The sequence below is a fragment of the Mumia sp. ZJ1417 genome (assembly GCF_014127285.1).
In the GTDB taxonomy this organism is placed as follows: Bacteria; Actinomycetota; Actinomycetes; order Propionibacteriales; family Nocardioidaceae; genus Mumia.
The window spans coordinates 4,044,216-4,059,687 of the sequence record NZ_CP059901.1; the positions used below are offsets into that span (position 1 = coordinate 4,044,216).

18 protein-coding genes are annotated in these 15,472 nt (G+C 72.4%); 5 read left to right on the plus strand and 13 right to left on the minus strand.

Going from position 1 to position 15,472, the window contains the following annotated elements; translation table 11 throughout:
- Window positions 1-101: 101 nt before the first annotated feature.
- From H4N58_RS19555 to H4N58_RS19575, 5 genes are all read right to left on the minus strand, one after another.
- Complete coding sequence (locus tag H4N58_RS19555) at window positions 102-473, minus strand: YciI family protein (protein WP_167000520.1); 372 nt, start codon at window positions 471-473, stop codon at window positions 102-104.
- Window positions 474-511: 38 nt separating this feature from the next.
- Window positions 512-1,219, minus strand: coding sequence for a DUF998 domain-containing protein (locus tag H4N58_RS19560; protein WP_167249743.1), 708 nt, complete (start codon window positions 1,217-1,219; stop codon window positions 512-514).
- Between the two features lie 107 nt (window positions 1,220-1,326).
- Window positions 1,327-2,808 (minus strand): NAD-dependent succinate-semialdehyde dehydrogenase, encoded by a 1,482-nt coding sequence (locus tag H4N58_RS19565; RefSeq protein WP_167000522.1) that lies wholly within the window; start codon window positions 2,806-2,808, stop codon window positions 1,327-1,329.
- 98 nt (window positions 2,809-2,906) lie between these two features.
- Window positions 2,907-3,803, minus strand: a complete 897-nt coding sequence (gene gluQRS, locus H4N58_RS19570; protein WP_182397119.1) for a tRNA glutamyl-Q(34) synthetase GluQRS — start codon at window positions 3,801-3,803, stop codon at window positions 2,907-2,909.
- The gene (locus tag H4N58_RS19575; protein ID WP_182397120.1) at window positions 3,800-4,624 is read right to left on the minus strand and encodes an ABC transporter substrate-binding protein; all 825 of its coding nucleotides are present in this window, start codon (window positions 4,622-4,624) and stop codon (window positions 3,800-3,802) included. The genes gluQRS and H4N58_RS19575 overlap by 4 nt, the downstream gene beginning before the upstream one ends.
- Before the next feature lie 122 nt (window positions 4,625-4,746).
- Between H4N58_RS19575 and H4N58_RS19580 the strand changes: the two genes are divergently transcribed.
- Together H4N58_RS19580 and H4N58_RS19585 are read left to right on the plus strand one after the other, a co-directional pair.
- Window positions 4,747-5,676, plus strand: a complete 930-nt coding sequence (locus H4N58_RS19580) for a DNA-3-methyladenine glycosylase (protein ID WP_182397121.1) — start codon at window positions 4,747-4,749, stop codon at window positions 5,674-5,676.
- 64 nt (window positions 5,677-5,740) lie between these two features.
- Window positions 5,741-6,277 carry a hypothetical protein gene (locus H4N58_RS19585; protein ID WP_167249739.1) on the plus strand — a complete coding sequence of 179 codons (537 nt, stop codon included), beginning with the start codon at window positions 5,741-5,743 and terminating at the stop codon, window positions 6,275-6,277.
- On the opposite strand, the gene H4N58_RS19590 is transcribed toward H4N58_RS19585, so the two are convergent.
- From H4N58_RS19590 to H4N58_RS19605, 4 genes are all read right to left on the minus strand, one after another.
- A complete protein-coding gene (locus tag H4N58_RS19590; RefSeq protein ID WP_243845057.1) occupies window positions 6,190-7,470 on the minus strand; it encodes an FAD-binding oxidoreductase in 1,281 nt (426 codons plus the stop codon). The genes H4N58_RS19585 and H4N58_RS19590 overlap by 88 nt on opposite strands.
- A 113-nt stretch (window positions 7,471-7,583) precedes the next feature.
- Window positions 7,584-8,423 (minus strand): PhzF family phenazine biosynthesis protein, encoded by an 840-nt coding sequence (locus tag H4N58_RS19595; protein WP_167249735.1) that lies wholly within the window; start codon window positions 8,421-8,423, stop codon window positions 7,584-7,586.
- A 217-nt stretch (window positions 8,424-8,640) separates the two neighbouring features.
- A complete protein-coding gene (locus tag H4N58_RS19600; protein ID WP_167249733.1) occupies window positions 8,641-9,006 on the minus strand; it encodes a maleylpyruvate isomerase N-terminal domain-containing protein in 366 nt (121 codons plus the stop codon).
- 36 nt (window positions 9,007-9,042) lie between these two features.
- A complete protein-coding gene (locus H4N58_RS19605) occupies window positions 9,043-9,393 on the minus strand; it encodes a UBP-type zinc finger domain-containing protein (RefSeq protein ID WP_167000529.1) in 351 nt (116 codons plus the stop codon).
- A gap of 89 nt (window positions 9,394-9,482) precedes the next feature.
- Here H4N58_RS19605 and H4N58_RS19610 point away from each other — a divergent pair, with 89 nt between their 5' ends.
- Window positions 9,483-10,097 (plus strand): thioredoxin domain-containing protein, encoded by a 615-nt coding sequence (locus H4N58_RS19610; RefSeq protein ID WP_167000531.1) that lies wholly within the window; start codon window positions 9,483-9,485, stop codon window positions 10,095-10,097.
- Here the strand turns inward: H4N58_RS19610 and nhaA are convergent.
- A complete protein-coding gene (gene nhaA / locus H4N58_RS19615) occupies window positions 10,065-11,465 on the minus strand; it encodes a Na+/H+ antiporter NhaA (RefSeq protein ID WP_208322204.1) in 1,401 nt (466 codons plus the stop codon). The genes H4N58_RS19610 and nhaA overlap by 33 nt on opposite strands.
- Window positions 11,466-11,604: 139 nt before the next feature.
- Here nhaA and H4N58_RS19620 point away from each other — a divergent pair, with 139 nt between their 5' ends.
- Window positions 11,605-12,537, plus strand: a complete 933-nt coding sequence (locus H4N58_RS19620; RefSeq protein WP_167000533.1) for a DMT family transporter — start codon at window positions 11,605-11,607, stop codon at window positions 12,535-12,537.
- 22 nt (window positions 12,538-12,559) lie between these two features.
- Here H4N58_RS19620 and H4N58_RS19625 read toward each other — a convergent pair whose 3' ends face one another.
- Window positions 12,560-13,162 carry a TetR/AcrR family transcriptional regulator gene (locus H4N58_RS19625; protein ID WP_167000535.1) on the minus strand — a complete coding sequence of 201 codons (603 nt, stop codon included), beginning with the start codon at window positions 13,160-13,162 and terminating at the stop codon, window positions 12,560-12,562.
- A 97-nt stretch (window positions 13,163-13,259) separates the two neighbouring features.
- Here H4N58_RS19625 and H4N58_RS19630 point away from each other — a divergent pair, with 97 nt between their 5' ends.
- Window positions 13,260-13,739, plus strand: a complete 480-nt coding sequence (locus H4N58_RS19630; RefSeq protein ID WP_167249731.1) for a hypothetical protein — start codon at window positions 13,260-13,262, stop codon at window positions 13,737-13,739.
- 89 nt (window positions 13,740-13,828) lie between these two features.
- On the opposite strand, the gene sigJ is transcribed toward H4N58_RS19630, so the two are convergent.
- Entirely contained in the window at window positions 13,829-14,713 is an 885-nt protein-coding gene (gene sigJ / locus H4N58_RS19635; protein WP_167249729.1) for an RNA polymerase sigma factor SigJ, read from the minus strand.
- A complete protein-coding gene (locus H4N58_RS19640) occupies window positions 14,710-15,459 on the minus strand; it encodes an SDR family oxidoreductase (RefSeq protein WP_167249727.1) in 750 nt (249 codons plus the stop codon). The genes sigJ and H4N58_RS19640 overlap by 4 nt, the downstream gene beginning before the upstream one ends.
- Window positions 15,460-15,472 lie beyond the last annotated feature (13 nt).

Here is a 15,472-nt window from a genome sequence, read left to right on the forward strand (position 1 = left end):
CACACCCCGCTCCGCCCCACGATTTGACGGGTTAGCCACCGTTCTCGGCAAGAAAGCGGTGGGCAACCCGTCAAATCGTGGGGCGGAGCGGGGACGGGGGGTCAGGCGGGGGGCGCGAAGTCCTCCGGGCCGAAGATCTTCACGACGCGGGCACTCCCCTCCCACGCGGGCCAGTGCTCCTGGTGGACCGCGAGGAACCGGCGCGCCCACTCGACCGCCTCTTCCTTCGTACGGACCTCGTACAGCGCATAGCTGATGAGTTCCTTCGCCTCGGTGAACGGGCCGTCGGCGACGGTGATCTCGCCGCCGGTGAGGTCCACACGGGCGCCGAACGCGCTGGGGGCGAGCCCGGCGTTGTCGAGCATCGCGCCCGAGCTGGTCGCCTCGGCACCGAGGGTCATGATCGCCTCCATGAGCTCGGGCGGCGGGGGGCCTTCGGGCGGGGTTCCGTCGAGAATGACGAGGTAACGCATGGTGATCTCCTTCGAAGTGGTTCTGGTGTGTGTTTTGGTCAGGACGGGGAGACGGTGCGGCGGTAGCGGTCCAGCGCGACGGCGGTGATCCACCCGAAGACGAGGACGATGGCGGCGGTGAACGCGAGGTTAGCGGCGGCAGCGCCCGCGCCGACGGCAACAGCACCGAAGCCGGCGAGGAAGACGACTCCGACGATCCGCGAGAAGACGGCCCACGTGAGACGCCCGTCGGCCGTGTAGCGCCGGGCCAGCACGAAGCACGCGACGGCGAGGCAGGTGAAGCCGACTGCACCCGCGGCGAGATGGAGCATCCCGTGCCACGAGATGTCGCCAGGCCCCTCGGCGGTGCCGACCGGGAACCCGTACGCCGCGTCGGCGCGGAAGGCACCCGCCGCGACCAGCGAGATCCCGTACGCCGCCACGAGGCGCGGGGCCCAGCGAGCTCCGCGTCCAGGGGTCAGCGCCCGCCCCAGGCCGACCGCGAAGGCGACGAGCATGAGGCCCGTGAGGGTGAGGTTCGCGACCTGGATCCAGCCGTGGTCGCCGAGCGCCAGCATGCTCCACTGATGGACTGCCGGGTCGAAGCCGTCCCGCGTGAACACCTGGGCGAGCGCGACGCTCACGTAGAACGGGCCGGCGAGCACGCCGTACCCGAGGAGCGACCTGGTGACGCGGGTCGCGGGGTCGCAGTCGTTGTGCGTACGGGTGGTGCCGTGGGTCTCGGGTGTGCGTGTCGTGGTGGCCATCGTGGTCTCCTGCGGTTGTCGGCCGCCGCCCTGCGCGTCGGCCTCTCACGACCTCCACGAACGACGGCGGCCGACTTCTACAGCGACCACAGAAGTTTTTTCCCGCGCTACAGCGCGAGCCCCACGTACTTCACCTCGAGGTACTCGTCGATCCCCTCGGCGCCGCCCTCGCGGCCGAAGCCCGACGACTTCACGCCGCCGAACGGCGCGGCCGGGTTGGACACCACGCCCTGGTTGATGCCGACCATCCCGGTCTGCAGCCCCTCGTACACCCGCACCGCACGCTCGAGCGACTCGGTGAACGCGTACGCGACGAGGCCGTACTCGGTGTCGTTGGCCAGCCGCAGCGCCTCCTCGTCGGAGGAGAACGTGAACACCGGCGCGACCGGGCCGAAGATCTCCTCGCGGAAGACCTGCGCATCCGTCGAGACACCGGCGAGCACCGTCGGCGGATAGAACCACCCCGGCCCCTCCGGCACCTCGCCGCCGGTCAGCACCTCCGCGCCCGACCCGACGGCGTCCGCGACCAGCTCGGCAACCTTCGTGCGGGCTTTCTCCTCGACCAGCGGGCCGACCTGCACACCCTCCTCGGAGCCGCGTCCGACCGACATCGCGCCCATCCGCTCCGACAGGCGCCGCGAGAACTCGTCAGCCACGGACTCGTGCACGAGGAACCGGTTGGCCGCGGTGCACGCCTCGCCGATGTTGCGCATCTTGGCGAGCATCGCGCCGTCGACCGCGCGGTCGAGGTCGGCGTCCTCGAAGACGAGGAACGGCGCGTTGCCGCCGAGCTCCATCGACACCCGGAGGATGCCTTCGGCGCTCTGCTCGATGAGCCGGCGCCCGACCTCGGTGGAGCCGGTGAACGTGAGCTTGCGCAGGCGCGGGTCACGGACCAGCGGCTCCATGACCTCGCCGGTCGACTGGGTGGTGATGACGTTGAGGACGCCTTCGGGCAGCCCGGCCTCGACGAGGATGTCGGCGAGCGCGAGCATCGTGAGCGGCGTCAGCGCGGCCGGCTTGACGACCATCGTGCAGCCCGCGGCGATGGCCGGGCCGATCTTGCGGGTGCCCATCGCCAGCGGGAAGTTCCACGGGGTGATCATCAGGCAGGGGCCGACCGGCTGCTTGAGCGTGAGCAGGCGCGTCGCCCCGTTGGGCGCGACCGCGTACCGGCCGGTGATGCGCACGGCCTCCTCGGAGAACCAGCGGAAGAACTCCGCCCCGTACGCGATCTCGGCCTTCGACTCCGACAGCGGCTTGCCCATCTCGAGCGTCATCAGCAGCGCGAGATCGTCGGCGCGCTCGGTGATGATCTCGAACGCCTTACGGAGGATCTCGCCGCGGTCGCGCGGCGGCGTCTTGGCCCAGTCGTCCTGCGCGGCGACGGCGGCATCGAGTGCGGCGCGCCCGTCGGCCACCGACGCGTTCGCGACGTGCGCGATCGTCTCGCCGGTCGACGGGTCGTGCACGGCGAAGGTCTTGGCGCCCTCGGCGTCGCGCCACTTCCCGGCGACGAACAGCTGGGGGTGCACCCCGGCGACGACCTCGGCCTCGCGACCCTGAAGCACTCCACCGTCCACAGGCATGACGACCTCCTCGTACGTGGCTCTCCTGCCGATCCTCTCGCGTCCGCGCTGTGAAAGGAACCTGACCGTTCTGGGCCCGCGATTCGGTCAGGTTGCTTTCACCACGCGGACGGGGGCGCGGACGGGGGCACGAAGACCCAGGGCGTACGGGGCAGCGCCGCGGGGTCGAACTCCGCCAGCATCCCCGCCGCGTCGCGCGCGGCCATGCCGAGCGAGTCCGCGATCGTCGCGACCACGTCGGCCGTGCTCCATCCGAGCGCGTGCAGGTCCGCGAGCGTCACGGCGCCGTCGCGCTTGGCGAGCCGCTTGCCGTCGACGTTCAGCGCCAGCGGCACGTGCGCGTAGACCGGCGGCGTGAGGCCGAGGAGTGCCGCGAGGTAGGCCTGACGAGGTGCCGACGCCAGCAGGTCGTCGCCTCGTACGACCTGGTCGACGCCCATCGCACCGTCGTCCACGACCACCGCCAGGTTGTACGCGGGGACGCCGTCGTTGCGGACGAGGACGAGGTCGTCGACCGGACCCGTGTACGCGCCGTGGAGCAGGTCGCGAACCGTGAACTGGGCGACGCCCGCACGCAGGCGCAGCGCGGCGGGCCGTTCGGCGCGGCGCTCCTCGCGCTCGGCCTCGCTGAGCCGGCGGCACGTCCCCGGATAGAGGCCCGGCGTCCCGTGCGGCGCGGACGTCGCCTCGGCGATCTCGCGGCGGGTGCAGAAGCACTCGTACGTCAGGCCGCGCGCGACCAGAGCGGCGACCGCCTCGTCGTACACGGAGCGGCGCTCGGACTGCCGGACAACCGGCGGGTCCCAGTCGATCCCGAGCGCGGCGAGGTCCGCGAGCTGGCGCTCCTCGGCCCCCTCGCGCACGCGGTCGAGGTCCTCCACACGCATGAGGAATCCCCGTCCGGTCGAACGGGCGAACATCCACGCGAGCAGCGCCGTACGGAGGTTGCCGATGTGCAGATCCCCCGAAGGGCTCGGGGCGTACCGCCCGCTCACGCCACCCGCCGGACGCCGGCGTGCTCGGCCACCGCACCCGCGTGCAGCACCGACGCAAGCGCCTCCACGCCGTCCACGAGCCGCGGCCCCGGCCGTACGATCAGCGCGTCGGCGTCGATCGCCCACACCGGCACCGGCCCGACCATCTCGGCCACGCGCGCGGCGACCTCCTCGGCCTGCTTGGCGGCGCCGTCCAGGTCGTACCCGCACGGCGCGACCACCACGATGTCCGGCCGGGCCGTGCGCAGCGTCTTCCAGCCGGTCGGGTGCGACGGTGCTCCGGGATGACCCGCTGCGCAGATTCCGCCCGCGAGCGCGACCATGTCCGGGATCCAATGGCCGGCGAGATACAACGGGTCGGTCCACTCCACGACCGCGACGCGCGGCCGTTCGCGCCCCTCGACGGCGAGGCAGACGTCCGCGAGACGGCTGCGCAGCTGCGCGACCAGGGCCTCTCCGCGCTGCGGGACCCCGGCGCACTGCGCGACCTCGGCGATGCCGACGAGGACGTCGGCGAGCGAGTGCGGGTCGAGCGTGACGACGGCCGCGTCGGAGCCGAGCCGTGCGAGCGCAAGGTCTACATCGCCGGCGGGGACGGCGCAGACCGCGCAGAGGTCCTGGGTGAGGATCAGCGCCGGGTCGAGCCCGGCCAACGCGTCCACGTCGAGGACCGAGCGGGTGTGGCCGGCGCGGACGACGACCTGACGCCCCGTACGGGCCCGCTCGTCGCACTCGTGAGTCACCGCGACGAGGTCGTCGCCCAGGGCGAGGGCGAGGACGATGTCTGTGGCGGCCGGCAGCAGGGACACGATGCCGCTCATGACGATTCCCTCATAGACCGGGCATCCTACGCACGCCCTGACCGGCGGCGACAGGCGCGAGGGCTAGTCGTGACGGATCCCACAGCCGCCGGCCTGTCAGGATCGCGTGCCACGATCGAAGGGTGAGCACGTCCGGTCCCCCGCGCCCCGACGCCGTCCGCACCTGGCGTCCGGACGGGCCCGTCAACGTGCGCCGTACCCTCGCGATGCTCGCCAAGGGCCCGTACGACCCTGCGCACCACGTGACCCCCGACGGTGCGGTGTGGCGTGCGAGCCGGATGCCCGACGGCGCCGTTACCTACCGCGTCACGTCCGTCGACGGCGAGATCCGGGTCGAGGCCTGGGGGCCGGGCTCCGGCACCCTGGTCGCCGACGCCCCCACGCTTCTCGGCGCCGACGACGACTGGACAGGCTTCGATCCGCTCATCCCTCTCGTTGCCCGAGCCCGCCAGCGCCACCCCGGGCTACGCTTCCCCCGCCAGCGTCGCGTGCTCGAGGTGCTCGTCCCCGCGATCCTCGAGCAGCGCGTCCCCGGCGTCGACGCGTTCGCCGCATGGCGCCGCCTGCTGCGCGCCCACGGCGAGCCCGCACCCGGCCCGACGCCACGGCCGATGTCGGTCCCGTTGCCGCCCGAGCAGTGGCGGACGCTGCCGTCGTGGGTCTGGCACCGCGCCGGCGTCGATCCCGCACGCTCCCGCACCGTCATCCGCGTCGCCGAGCGCGCCACGGCCCTCGCGCGGCTCGTCGACCGTCCGTACGACGAGGTCGCCGCTGGCCTGCGCTCGCTCCCCGGTGTCGGGGTGTGGACGGCGGCGGAGGTGACGCTGCGTCTCGGCGACCCCGATGCGGTCTCGGTCGGCGACTACAACCTGGCCAAGGACGTCGGCACCACGTTCGATGGCGCACCGGTGGACGACGCGAGGATGCTCGAGATCCTCGAGCCGTGGCGTGGCCACCGGGGCCGCGTCGTGCACCTGCTGTACGCCGACGGGGTGCTCGGGCGACCGCGTCGCGGCCCGCGGATCACCCGGATGGACCACCGCACGCGCTGAGCCGCCCTGCGCGACCCTGCGCAACCGACCTGCCGACCGCGCCCGCGCGGGGGATGATGACGGCATGCGACGCCTGGGGGACGTCGCGTGGAGGGTCGCCGCCCTCGTCGCCGTATGGGTCATCCTCGGACGAGCCGTCGGAACGTTGGCCGGTGACACCCCCGACGCGACGATCGGTTCCGCGGTCGCGACCACGGCGCTGTGGTACGCGACGGCCGGCGCCGTCGCGCTCCGAGACGGTCACCGTCAGGCGTTGGCGACCCCGTACCCCGCCTGGGCGTTCATCGGTCTGCTCGCCTCGCTCCTCTGCGTGGTCTGGCAGTGGGCCGCTCGCGCCCTCAGCGAGGGAGTGGCCGTGGACCCGCTGCTGCTGCGTGACGACATCGCCCTTCTCGCACCCGGCCTCGTGGCCGGGGTGTGGGCGTGCGCCGCAGCGGGCCTGGCGCTGGGACGGCACGACCTGGCGGTACGGCAGCGGACCGCGGCCGACCTCGCCGAGACGACGCTGCGGGCTCAGCGGCCGCTGACGACGTCGGCGGCCCGGGCGATCCACGAGGTCGGGCCGCCGCGCCTGTCCTCGCGACGGTCCGCGGCGCGGTAGGCGGCGTACATCGCTTGGACCCCCAGCCACCGCAACGGCTCGGGCTCCCACCGACGCGTGCGGTGGCCGACCCACGGGAGGGCGGTGAGCGCGGTCGGCTCCCCGAGGACGAGGTCGCGCAGCGTCCGCCCCGCGAGGTTGGTGGTCGTCACCCCGTGGCCGGTGTAGCCGCCGGCCGCGGCCAACCCTGTCGTACGGTCGAGCGTCACAGCCGCGCACCAGTCTCGGGGGACGCCGAGCACGCCCGCCCACGCATGGTCGAGCCTCGCGCCGGCCGCCTGCGGGAACCGCTGCGCGAGGATCGCGCGCAGGCTGTCGATCGTGGCCTGCTGGGTGGCGCCGTCATGGTCGGTGCGCGAGCCGTAGCGGTACGGGACTCCGCGGCCGCCGATCGCGATCCGTCCGTCGGCGGTGCGCTGGGCGTACATGTAGGCGTGCGCCATGTCGCCGACCGTCTCGTAGCCGTCCCACCCGATCGCTTCCCACACCGCGTCGGCGAGCGGCTCGGTGACGACCATCGCGGAGTTCATCGGGAGCCAGGTGCGGCGCAGCCCGGGCAGGCGTGGGGTGAACCCCTCCGTCGCGCGGACGACGTAGGTCGCGTCCACCCGCCCGGCCCGCAGCACGGCGCGACGCGGCTCGATCGCCACGACCTCCGTGTCCTCGTAGATCTCGACCCCGAGCCACTCGACGACCTCGGCAAGACCCGTCACGAGCTTCGCCGGGTGGAGGCGGGCGCAGTGCGGGGTCCACAGCGCGCTGACTGCCTCGGCGATCCGGACGCGCCCGGCGAGCGCGGAGGCGTCAAGGAGCTGGTGGTCGTGGTCGCCCCACGTGAGGGCGTGCTCGTGCTCGGCGCGCAGCCGCTCGTCCTGCGCCGGACTGCACGCGACGGTGAGCTCGCCACCCTTCACGATGTCGGCGTCGACACCCTCGGCGGCAGCGACCGCGATCACCTCGTCGACGGACCCCTTCATCTCCTCGGCGAGCGCGACCACGGCGTCGCGGCCGTGCGTACGCGCGTACCGCTCCGGCGAGCCGGCCATCGCCGCGGTCAGCCACCCGCCGTTGCGCCCGGACGCGCCGTAGCCGCACAGCGCCTTCTCGAGGACCGCGATCCGCAGGCTCGGATCGGCCTTGGCGAGGTAGTACGCCGTCCACAGTCCGGTCAGCCCGCCGCCGACGATCGCCACGTCGACACGGTGGTCGTGCGTGAGCGGAGGACGTGTGGGTGCGGTGCGCCCGAGGCTGTCCATCCAGAACGAGATCCGGCCGTTGACGCATGGGCCTTCGGCGCCCGACGTGCTCAGAGCACGACCGCCTTGCCGCTGACCCGTACACGCGACGTATCGGGGCTCAGGTTCACGTGGATCAGGCTCGGACGCCCCATGTCGACGCCCTGCTCGATCGAGAATGCGGCGTCGGAGGCGACGAGCCCGTGGTGGGCGAGGTAGGCGCCGAACGCGGCGGCCGCGGCCCCGGTCGCGGGATCCTCGAAGACGCCGCCGACCGGGAACGGGTTGCGCGACTGGAACGTGCCGAAGTGGTCGGGCCAGACGAGCTGGAGCGTCGTCAGGTCCGCCTCGCGCATGAGCGCCGCCAGCCGCGGCAGGTCGTACGACAGCCGGGCGAGCCGCTCGCGGGTACGGGTCACGAGCACGAGGTGCCAGACACCGGCGTTCGCGCGCGAGAGCGGATAGCGCGGGTCGAGGTCGTCGCGGGACCAGCCCAGCGCGTCGAGCACGTCGTCGACGAGATCGGCGTCGGCCGGCTCGACCTGCGGCTCCACGCTGGTCAGCGTGGCCCAGAGCCGGCCGCCGCGCGCGACGGTGTCGACCGCGATCTCGCCCGCCGGCGTGTGGAACGCCAGCGGCCCGGGACCGATCCGATCGGCGAGCGCGACCGCGGTGGCCACGGTGGCGTGCCCGCAGAACGCGACCTCGGACGCCGGAGCGAAGTAGCGCACGTCGTACGTCCGACCGTCGCCGTCGCGCGGGACCAGGAAGGCCGTCTCGGAGTAGCCGACATCCGCAGCCGTCGCGCGCATCTCGTCAGCGCTCATGCCGGTGGCGTCGAGCACGACCCCCGCAGGGTTGCCGCCGGCGGGGTCGTCGGAGAACGCGGTGTAGCGCAGGATCTCGGCCATGGGATCACGCTAGCGCGCGGCGACGCCGGGGCTACGGATGTCGCCCGAGGAAGGCCACGAGCTGCTCGGTCGGCGACGCGTCGGGGCCGACCTCGACCTCGGTGCCGATCTGGCCGCTGGTGCGCATGAGGTCGCCGAGCGTGTCGGTGCGGCGGCGGACCCACGCGATGTCGGCGTCGGGGATCGTGTCGTCGACGCCGAGGGCGCGGGCGAGGTCCTACCCGTGGACGACGAAGTCGAAGCTCAGGAACCCGTCGACCATCGCCTCGAATGTCGTCGCCCCGAAGATCGGACTCTCGTACGGGGTGCCTGCCACCTCCGGGTCGCGCAGGTCGGCGAGGACGGTGCCGGTGGCGTGGTCGTACGCGGCGCGGAGGCCGTCGCTCGGCGCCGGGGGGATCGTGCGTCCGACCAACGACTCGAACAGACCCTGGGTGTCGACGACGTGCTGCACCAGCGCCCGGACCGACCAGTCCTCGCACGGCGTCGGGTTGTCCCACGCGTCGTCGGGCACGCCCCGCAGGGTCGCGCCGAACCGCTCACGCAGGCGGGCGTAGCGGTCGGCGGGAGTCTCGTCAGTCATGGCTCCGACCGTAGGGAAAGGCGCAGACACTCCCCCTCAACGCGGGACGTGCGCCATCCAGTCGGGCGGCACGCGCCCGGCCGGCCCTGGTGACGGCTGGTCCGCGGGGTGCGAGGTCGGGGGTGCGAGGTCCGGGCCCGTTGCGAGGGTCTCGTCCTGGTAGTCGTAGAACCAGTCCTCCCCCGGCTCGAACGACTGCACGTAGCGGTGGCCGGTCGCCTTCCAGTGGGCGGTCGCATGACGGGCTGGTGAGGAGTCGCAGCACCCGACGTGCCCGCATTGCGCGCAGCGGCGAAGGTGGAACCACCAGCCCCGCGGGTCAGCGGTTTCGCACTCGACGCATCCCGGCCCGCTCGGCGTCACGTCCACGTCGATCCCCTCGGTCATCAGATCGCCCTCCCGTCGGCGCAGCGGTCCCGCCAGGTTACGCCGGAGGACGCCGCCGGGCCCGCCGAAGCCGTGCCACCATGGACGGTATGGCACCGGAGCAGCCTCACGACGCCCACGAGCCGCACGATGCGCCGACCACGGCGCCGTACGTGCCCGAAGTCGACGGGCGAGAGACCGAGGAGTTCGTCGAGCGCTGGTCGTACGGCAACCCGGAGGCCCCGCACACCATCGTCGAGTTCGGTGACTTCGAGTGCCCGTACTGCGGCGCCGCGAAGCCCGTCCTGCACGACCTCATCTCAGGCTCCGACGGCGAGGTGCGCCTGGTGTGGCGGCACTTCCCGCTCTACACGGTGCACCCGTTCGCGTTGACCGCCGCGCTCGCCGCCGAGGCCGCCGGGCAGCAGGGCGCGTTCTGGCCGATGGCCGGACTGCTGTTCAAGCACCAGGACCGGCTCGACGACGCCTCGATCCTCGCGTACGGCGAGCAGCTCGACCTCGACACCAGCACGCTGGTCGGCGACGCCGCACAGGTGTACGCCGACGCGGTCCGTCGCGACTACGCCGACGGGATCGCGCTCGGGGTGCACGGCACGCCGACGCTGTTCCTCGACGGCGAGCCGTACCTCGACGGGGTCACCGTGCCCGACCTGCGCAAGGCGCTCGGCCTGTCACGCCGGGGATCGCCACGGTCCGTCCGGTAGCGGCGGCGGGCCGTCCTCCTCATCCGGCGAGCACAACGACATGCGCTCGCCGAAGAACCTGAGGATCACGGCGCCGACCAGTCCCGACGCGAGCGAGCCGACGAGGATGCCGATCTTCGCCTCGTTGCGCAGCGCCTCGTCGGCAAACGCGAGCTCGCTGACGAACAGCGCGATCGTGAACCCGATGCCGCACAGGAACGCGCCCCCGATCAGGTGGCCGTACCGGACCCGCCCGGGCAGCGTGCCGAGTCCGGTCTGCAGCGCGATCGCCGCACCTGCCACGACGCCGAGCGCCTTGCCGACGAACAGGCCGAGCACCACGCCGAGCGTGACGGGACTGCCGAGCGCATCACTGAGCGCGTCACCGCTGAGAACGATGCCGGCATTGGCGAGTCCGAACGCGGGGACGACGAGGTACGAGCTGAGCGGGTGCAGCGCGTCCTGGAGGCGGTCGGCGGTCGGCACGGCGGAGCGTACGGCACTGACGGCCAGCCGCGAGCGCGTCGCGTCCCGGTCCTCGATCAGCGCCCGCCCATAGAACATCAGCCGCAGCCGCACCTCCTCCGTACGCGAGCTGTGGCGGACGGGGACGCTCAGGCCGACCGCGACGCCGGCGAGGGTCGGGTGCAGTCCTGACTCAAGGACGGCCAGCCACAGCGCGACCCCGACGAAAAGGTACGGGGCGACCTGCCAGATGCCCACCCACCGCATCGCGACGAGCAGAGCGACGAGCGCCGCGCTGATCGCGAGCGCCGTGAACGAGACGTCGTCGGAGTAGAAGATGCCGAGCAGCGCGATCGCGCCGATGTCGTCGAAGATCGCGAGCGTCAGCAAGAACACGCGCAGCTGGTCCGGGCACCGGGGGCCGACCAGCGCCAGGACGCCAACGACGAATGCGGTGTCGGTCGACATCGGGACGCCCCAGCCGTCGAAGTCCGCACCGGAGGGGTTGACGAGGATGAAGAGCAGGATCGGGATCGCCAGGCCGCCGACCGCGCCGAACAGCGGCACCGACGCCGCGCGGAAGCTCCGCAGCTCGCCGACAGTCAACTCGCGGTTGACCTCGAGGCCGACGACGAGGAAGAAGATCGCCATCGCGCCGTCGTTGATCCAGTGGTGCAGCGAGAGGTCGATGCTCCCGTCGCCGATCGCAATGCTGGCCGGCGTCGACCAGAACTCCTCGTACGAGTGGCCCGCGACGTTGGCCCAGACCAGCGCGGCCGCGGACAGCGCGAGCAGCAGCATCGCTCCGCCGGACTCGGTCGAGAGATAGCGTCGAAGGCCTGCCGACAGCCGGGGGTACGGCACGACGACGTGGGGCTTGGGGCCCGGCCTCGTCGGGACTCCGGTGGGGATCGGATCGTTCACGCGTCAAGCCTCGCAGAGCAGGCGCGGCGGCGAGTCCGTACGGGCGCGCGTGCCGCGATCTGGACGTTGGCGCGATCTGTCCCTGCACCTGGCGGTTAACGCGTGGCGCACTGTCGGTCCCGCTCCGTAACGTCGGCTCGTGACCACCTCTACGGACGACACCGACACCAGCACGACCTCGCACGCCGCACGCGACCTCTCCTTCGCCGCACTCGTCGTGACCGTGGTGCTGTGGGCCTCGGCGTTCGTCGGGATCCGCGCGATCGGCGAGACCTTCTCACCCGGAGCACTCTCGCTCGGCCGGCTGCTCGTCGCCGCTCTCGCCCTCTCGGTCCTGTTCGTCCCGCGACAGCTCTCCGCGACCCGCCGCGAGGCGATGCCCCGCGGACGCACGGCGTGGCTGATCCTCGGCTACGGCGTCCTGTGGTTCGGCGCCTACAACATCGCGCTCAACGCCGGCGAGCGCCACATCGACGCCGGCACGGCAGCGATGCTCGTCCAGCTCGGGCCCATCATCATCGCCGTGATCGCCGGCCTGTTCCTCGGCGAGGGCTTCCCCCGCACCCTCGTGCTCGGGCTCGCGGTCGCGTTCTCCGGCGTCGCCCTGATCGCCCTAGGCGGCGACGGCTCTGGCAACGAGCTCGTCGGCGTCGTGCTCTGCGTGCTGGCCGCCGTCCTGTACGCCGCGGGCGTGCTGCTGCAGAAGCCGGTGATGGGCAGCGTCAGCCCGCTGCTGGTCACCTGGCTCGGCTGCGTCATCGGCGTGGTGGTGTGCCTGCCGTTCGTCGGCCAGCTCGTGGCCGAGGCGCGCGACGCCTCGACGGGCGCGATCCTCGGCGTGGCCTATCTCGGGCTGTTCCCGACGGCGCTGGCGTTCACGACGTGGGCATACGCGCTGCGACGCGTCGGCGCAGGGCCCGCCAGCGCGACGACGTACGCCGCCCCTGCGACCGCGATCCTGCTGTCCTGGCTGTTCCTGTCGGAGGTCCCGACCGCACTCGGGTTCACTGGCGGAGTGCTCTGCCTCCTCGGCGTCGCGATCACGCGGATGCGCCGCCGCGCCCCCCGCTGAGCAGCCCCTCGGACGCCGCAGGTCAGACCAGCAGTCCAGCGACCAGTCGTGCGAGCACCTCGGAGCACTCGTCCTTCACGCGTGGACGGTCCTCAGGCGCCGCGGCGGCGAGCGCCATGCCGCAGCCTCCGAGCATGGTGAACGTGATCGCCGCCGTCGTCGCGATCGGCAGCGGCGGAAGTCTCCCCGCCGAGACGAGGGCCGTGATGATCTGCTCGATCAGGCCCGCGGCGTACTGCTCCTCGCACGCCTTCCACTCCTCCCAACCGAGCGCGATCGGCCCCTGCCGAAGCACGATCTCGGCGTAGTCGGAGTCGACCGCGTGGTCGAGGTAGGCGTTCATCGCCGCCAGCGCGCCTGCAACCGGGTCCTCGTGCACGAGGTAGGCCTCGCGGATCGCCGCCATGCCGTCGGTCTCGGTGCGCTCGAGGACGGCGCGATAGAGGTCCTGCTTGTCCTTGAAGTGGTGGTAGACCGCGCCTCGGGTCACCTGCGCCGCCGATGCCACCTCGGACAGGGCGGTCTTGGCGAATCCTCGCTCGGCGAACAGGCCCGCGGCCGTCGTGAGCAACGCCTCACGCGTCTCATCGGAGTACTGCTCGCGCCTGCTGCGGGGACGTGACATACTCCCAGGATAAGACATACACTGTGTATGTGACCGACGCCGAGAACGTCACAAGCACTGCGTCGGTCGACCTTGATCTTCATGGGAGGAGACCCAGATGACGAGCTCCACGACCACCCGCTCCGCCTGGGAGCGGACCACCCAGCGCCAACGCGCTCTCCGCACCCTGACCTCGTCCGTCGAGAAGGACCCGGCCACGCTGCAGGACGCCGTGCGCCGCGCGAGGACGCAGACCTTCGGCTCGCTCGAGACGCTGCTGCTCGAGGCGCACGCCCAGTGGGTGCGGACCTTCGACGCGCGACTCGACACGCTGATGGAGAACGGGGCGTACGGCGACCAGGAGGCCGTCGACGCCCTGTGGACCCAGACCGCGACGGCGCTCCCGGGCACTGCGCGCGTGCTCGACGCCTACGCTGACCATCCCGAGCTGGTGCGGGCCCACGCGCAGCACGTCCGGCGGACCCGCCGCTCGATGGCGACCGAGCTGCCCTCGCGGTGGACGCCCCCGACGACGGTACGGCGCGGCAGCGAGCAGTGCGGTTGGCGCCGACGCGCGATGTCCCTCCTGCCGCACTAGCCGGGACGTCATACGGATCGTGGGTCAGAACCCCCGATTCGTATGACGTCCGGTGGGGGCGAGCGCGGCGGGGCCCAGCCGCCGCAGGCTCAGTGCACGTCGCTGAGCTTGTCGGGATTGCGGACGATGTCGACGGCTGCCACCCGGCCGTCGACCACCACGAACGACGTCACCGACCACGCACCCGTCGCGTCACACATGACGATGCCGTAGGACCCGTTGACGAGGACGGGGCGCACCTCGAGGGGTGGACGTCGGAGGAACCCGAACAGGATGCGGGCTACCTGTTCCGCTCCGTGCTGGATGTCACGCACGGCCGGAACCTTGCCGCCGCCGTCGGAGCGCATCACGACGTCCGGGTCAAGCAGGCTGACGAGCGCCGCGAGATCGCCGCCCGCACACGCCGCGACGAACGCCGTGACGACCTTGCGCTGCTCGTGGACCGACGGGGTTGCCCTCGGAGCCCGCTCGCGGACGTCCTTGCGAGCCCGTGCGGCGAGCTGCCGGACGGCGGCGGGTGAGCGTCCGACCACGTCGGCCACGTCGTCGAAGGACATCCCGAACACGTCGTGCAGCAGGTAGGCAACCCGCTGGGCCGGAGACAGTCGCTCGAGGACGACGAGCAGCGCGATGCTCAGCGACTCGTCGAGCGTGACGCGGTCGGCCGGGTCGGCCGGTGGCGGCGCGACGAACGGCGGAAGGGGCTCGACCACCGGCTCCGGCAGCCACGTCCCGACGTACTGCTCACGGCGGACCCGCGCGCTCCCCAGGTGGTCGAGCGCCAGGTGCGCGACCACGGTCGTCGCCCACGCCCGAAGGTCGTCGATGGCCTCGGAGTCCGCGCACTGCAGTCGCAGCCACGCCTCCTGGACGCAGTCCTCCGCGGCCGCGCGCGAACCCGTCACCGCGTACGCCACGCGCTCGAGGTGGGCGCGATGCGTCTCGAAGTCGGCGGCGAGGTCGTCGAGGGTCATGCGTACCGACGCTCGAGCCATGACTCGAAGCCGACCTTGCCCCGGGCGTACGGGTCGACCGACGTCAGCGCACCGTCGTGAAGCGCCCGCCCGGTCTTGCCCCAGAACGGGATGCGGAGCGGCACGCGGCCGCGTCCGGAAGCGCGGCGCCACGCCCGCCCGAGGTCGCGCAGCGACACGACCTCGGGACCGACGACCTCGAGCGTGCGCCCCTCGCCCGTGCCCTCGGCGACCCCGGCGACCACGTCGGCGAGATCGTCCACGTCGACGGGCTGCAGCGGCATCGACGACGACGGACGCAGCCCGACCTTTGCAGCGGCGCCGAAGACCCTGTCGAGGAACCCGTGGAACTGCGTCGCCCGGACCACCGTCCACGGCACGGACCCGGAGCGTACGACGCCTTCTTGGGCGACCTTGGCGCGGTAGTAGCCGAACGACGGCACGAGGTCGCACCCGACGATCGAGATCGCGATGTGGTGTCCGACGCCGGCAGCAGCCTCTGCATCCAGCAGCCGGCGCGACCCGTCGACGAGGACCGCCTGAGCGGCCTTGCCCTGCCCGTTGCTCGCGTCGACGACTGCGTCGCAGCCCGCGAGCGCCTCTCGCAGCCCCTCACCCGTGCTCAGGTCGACGGGGAAGTCGGCGCTCGAGCGGCTCAGCGCCCGCGCCTCGTGTCCCCGCGAGGCCAGGGCCTCGCAGACCTGTGCACCCAGCATGCCGGTGCCTCCGGCGACGGCGACTCTCATGACGCGCTCCTTC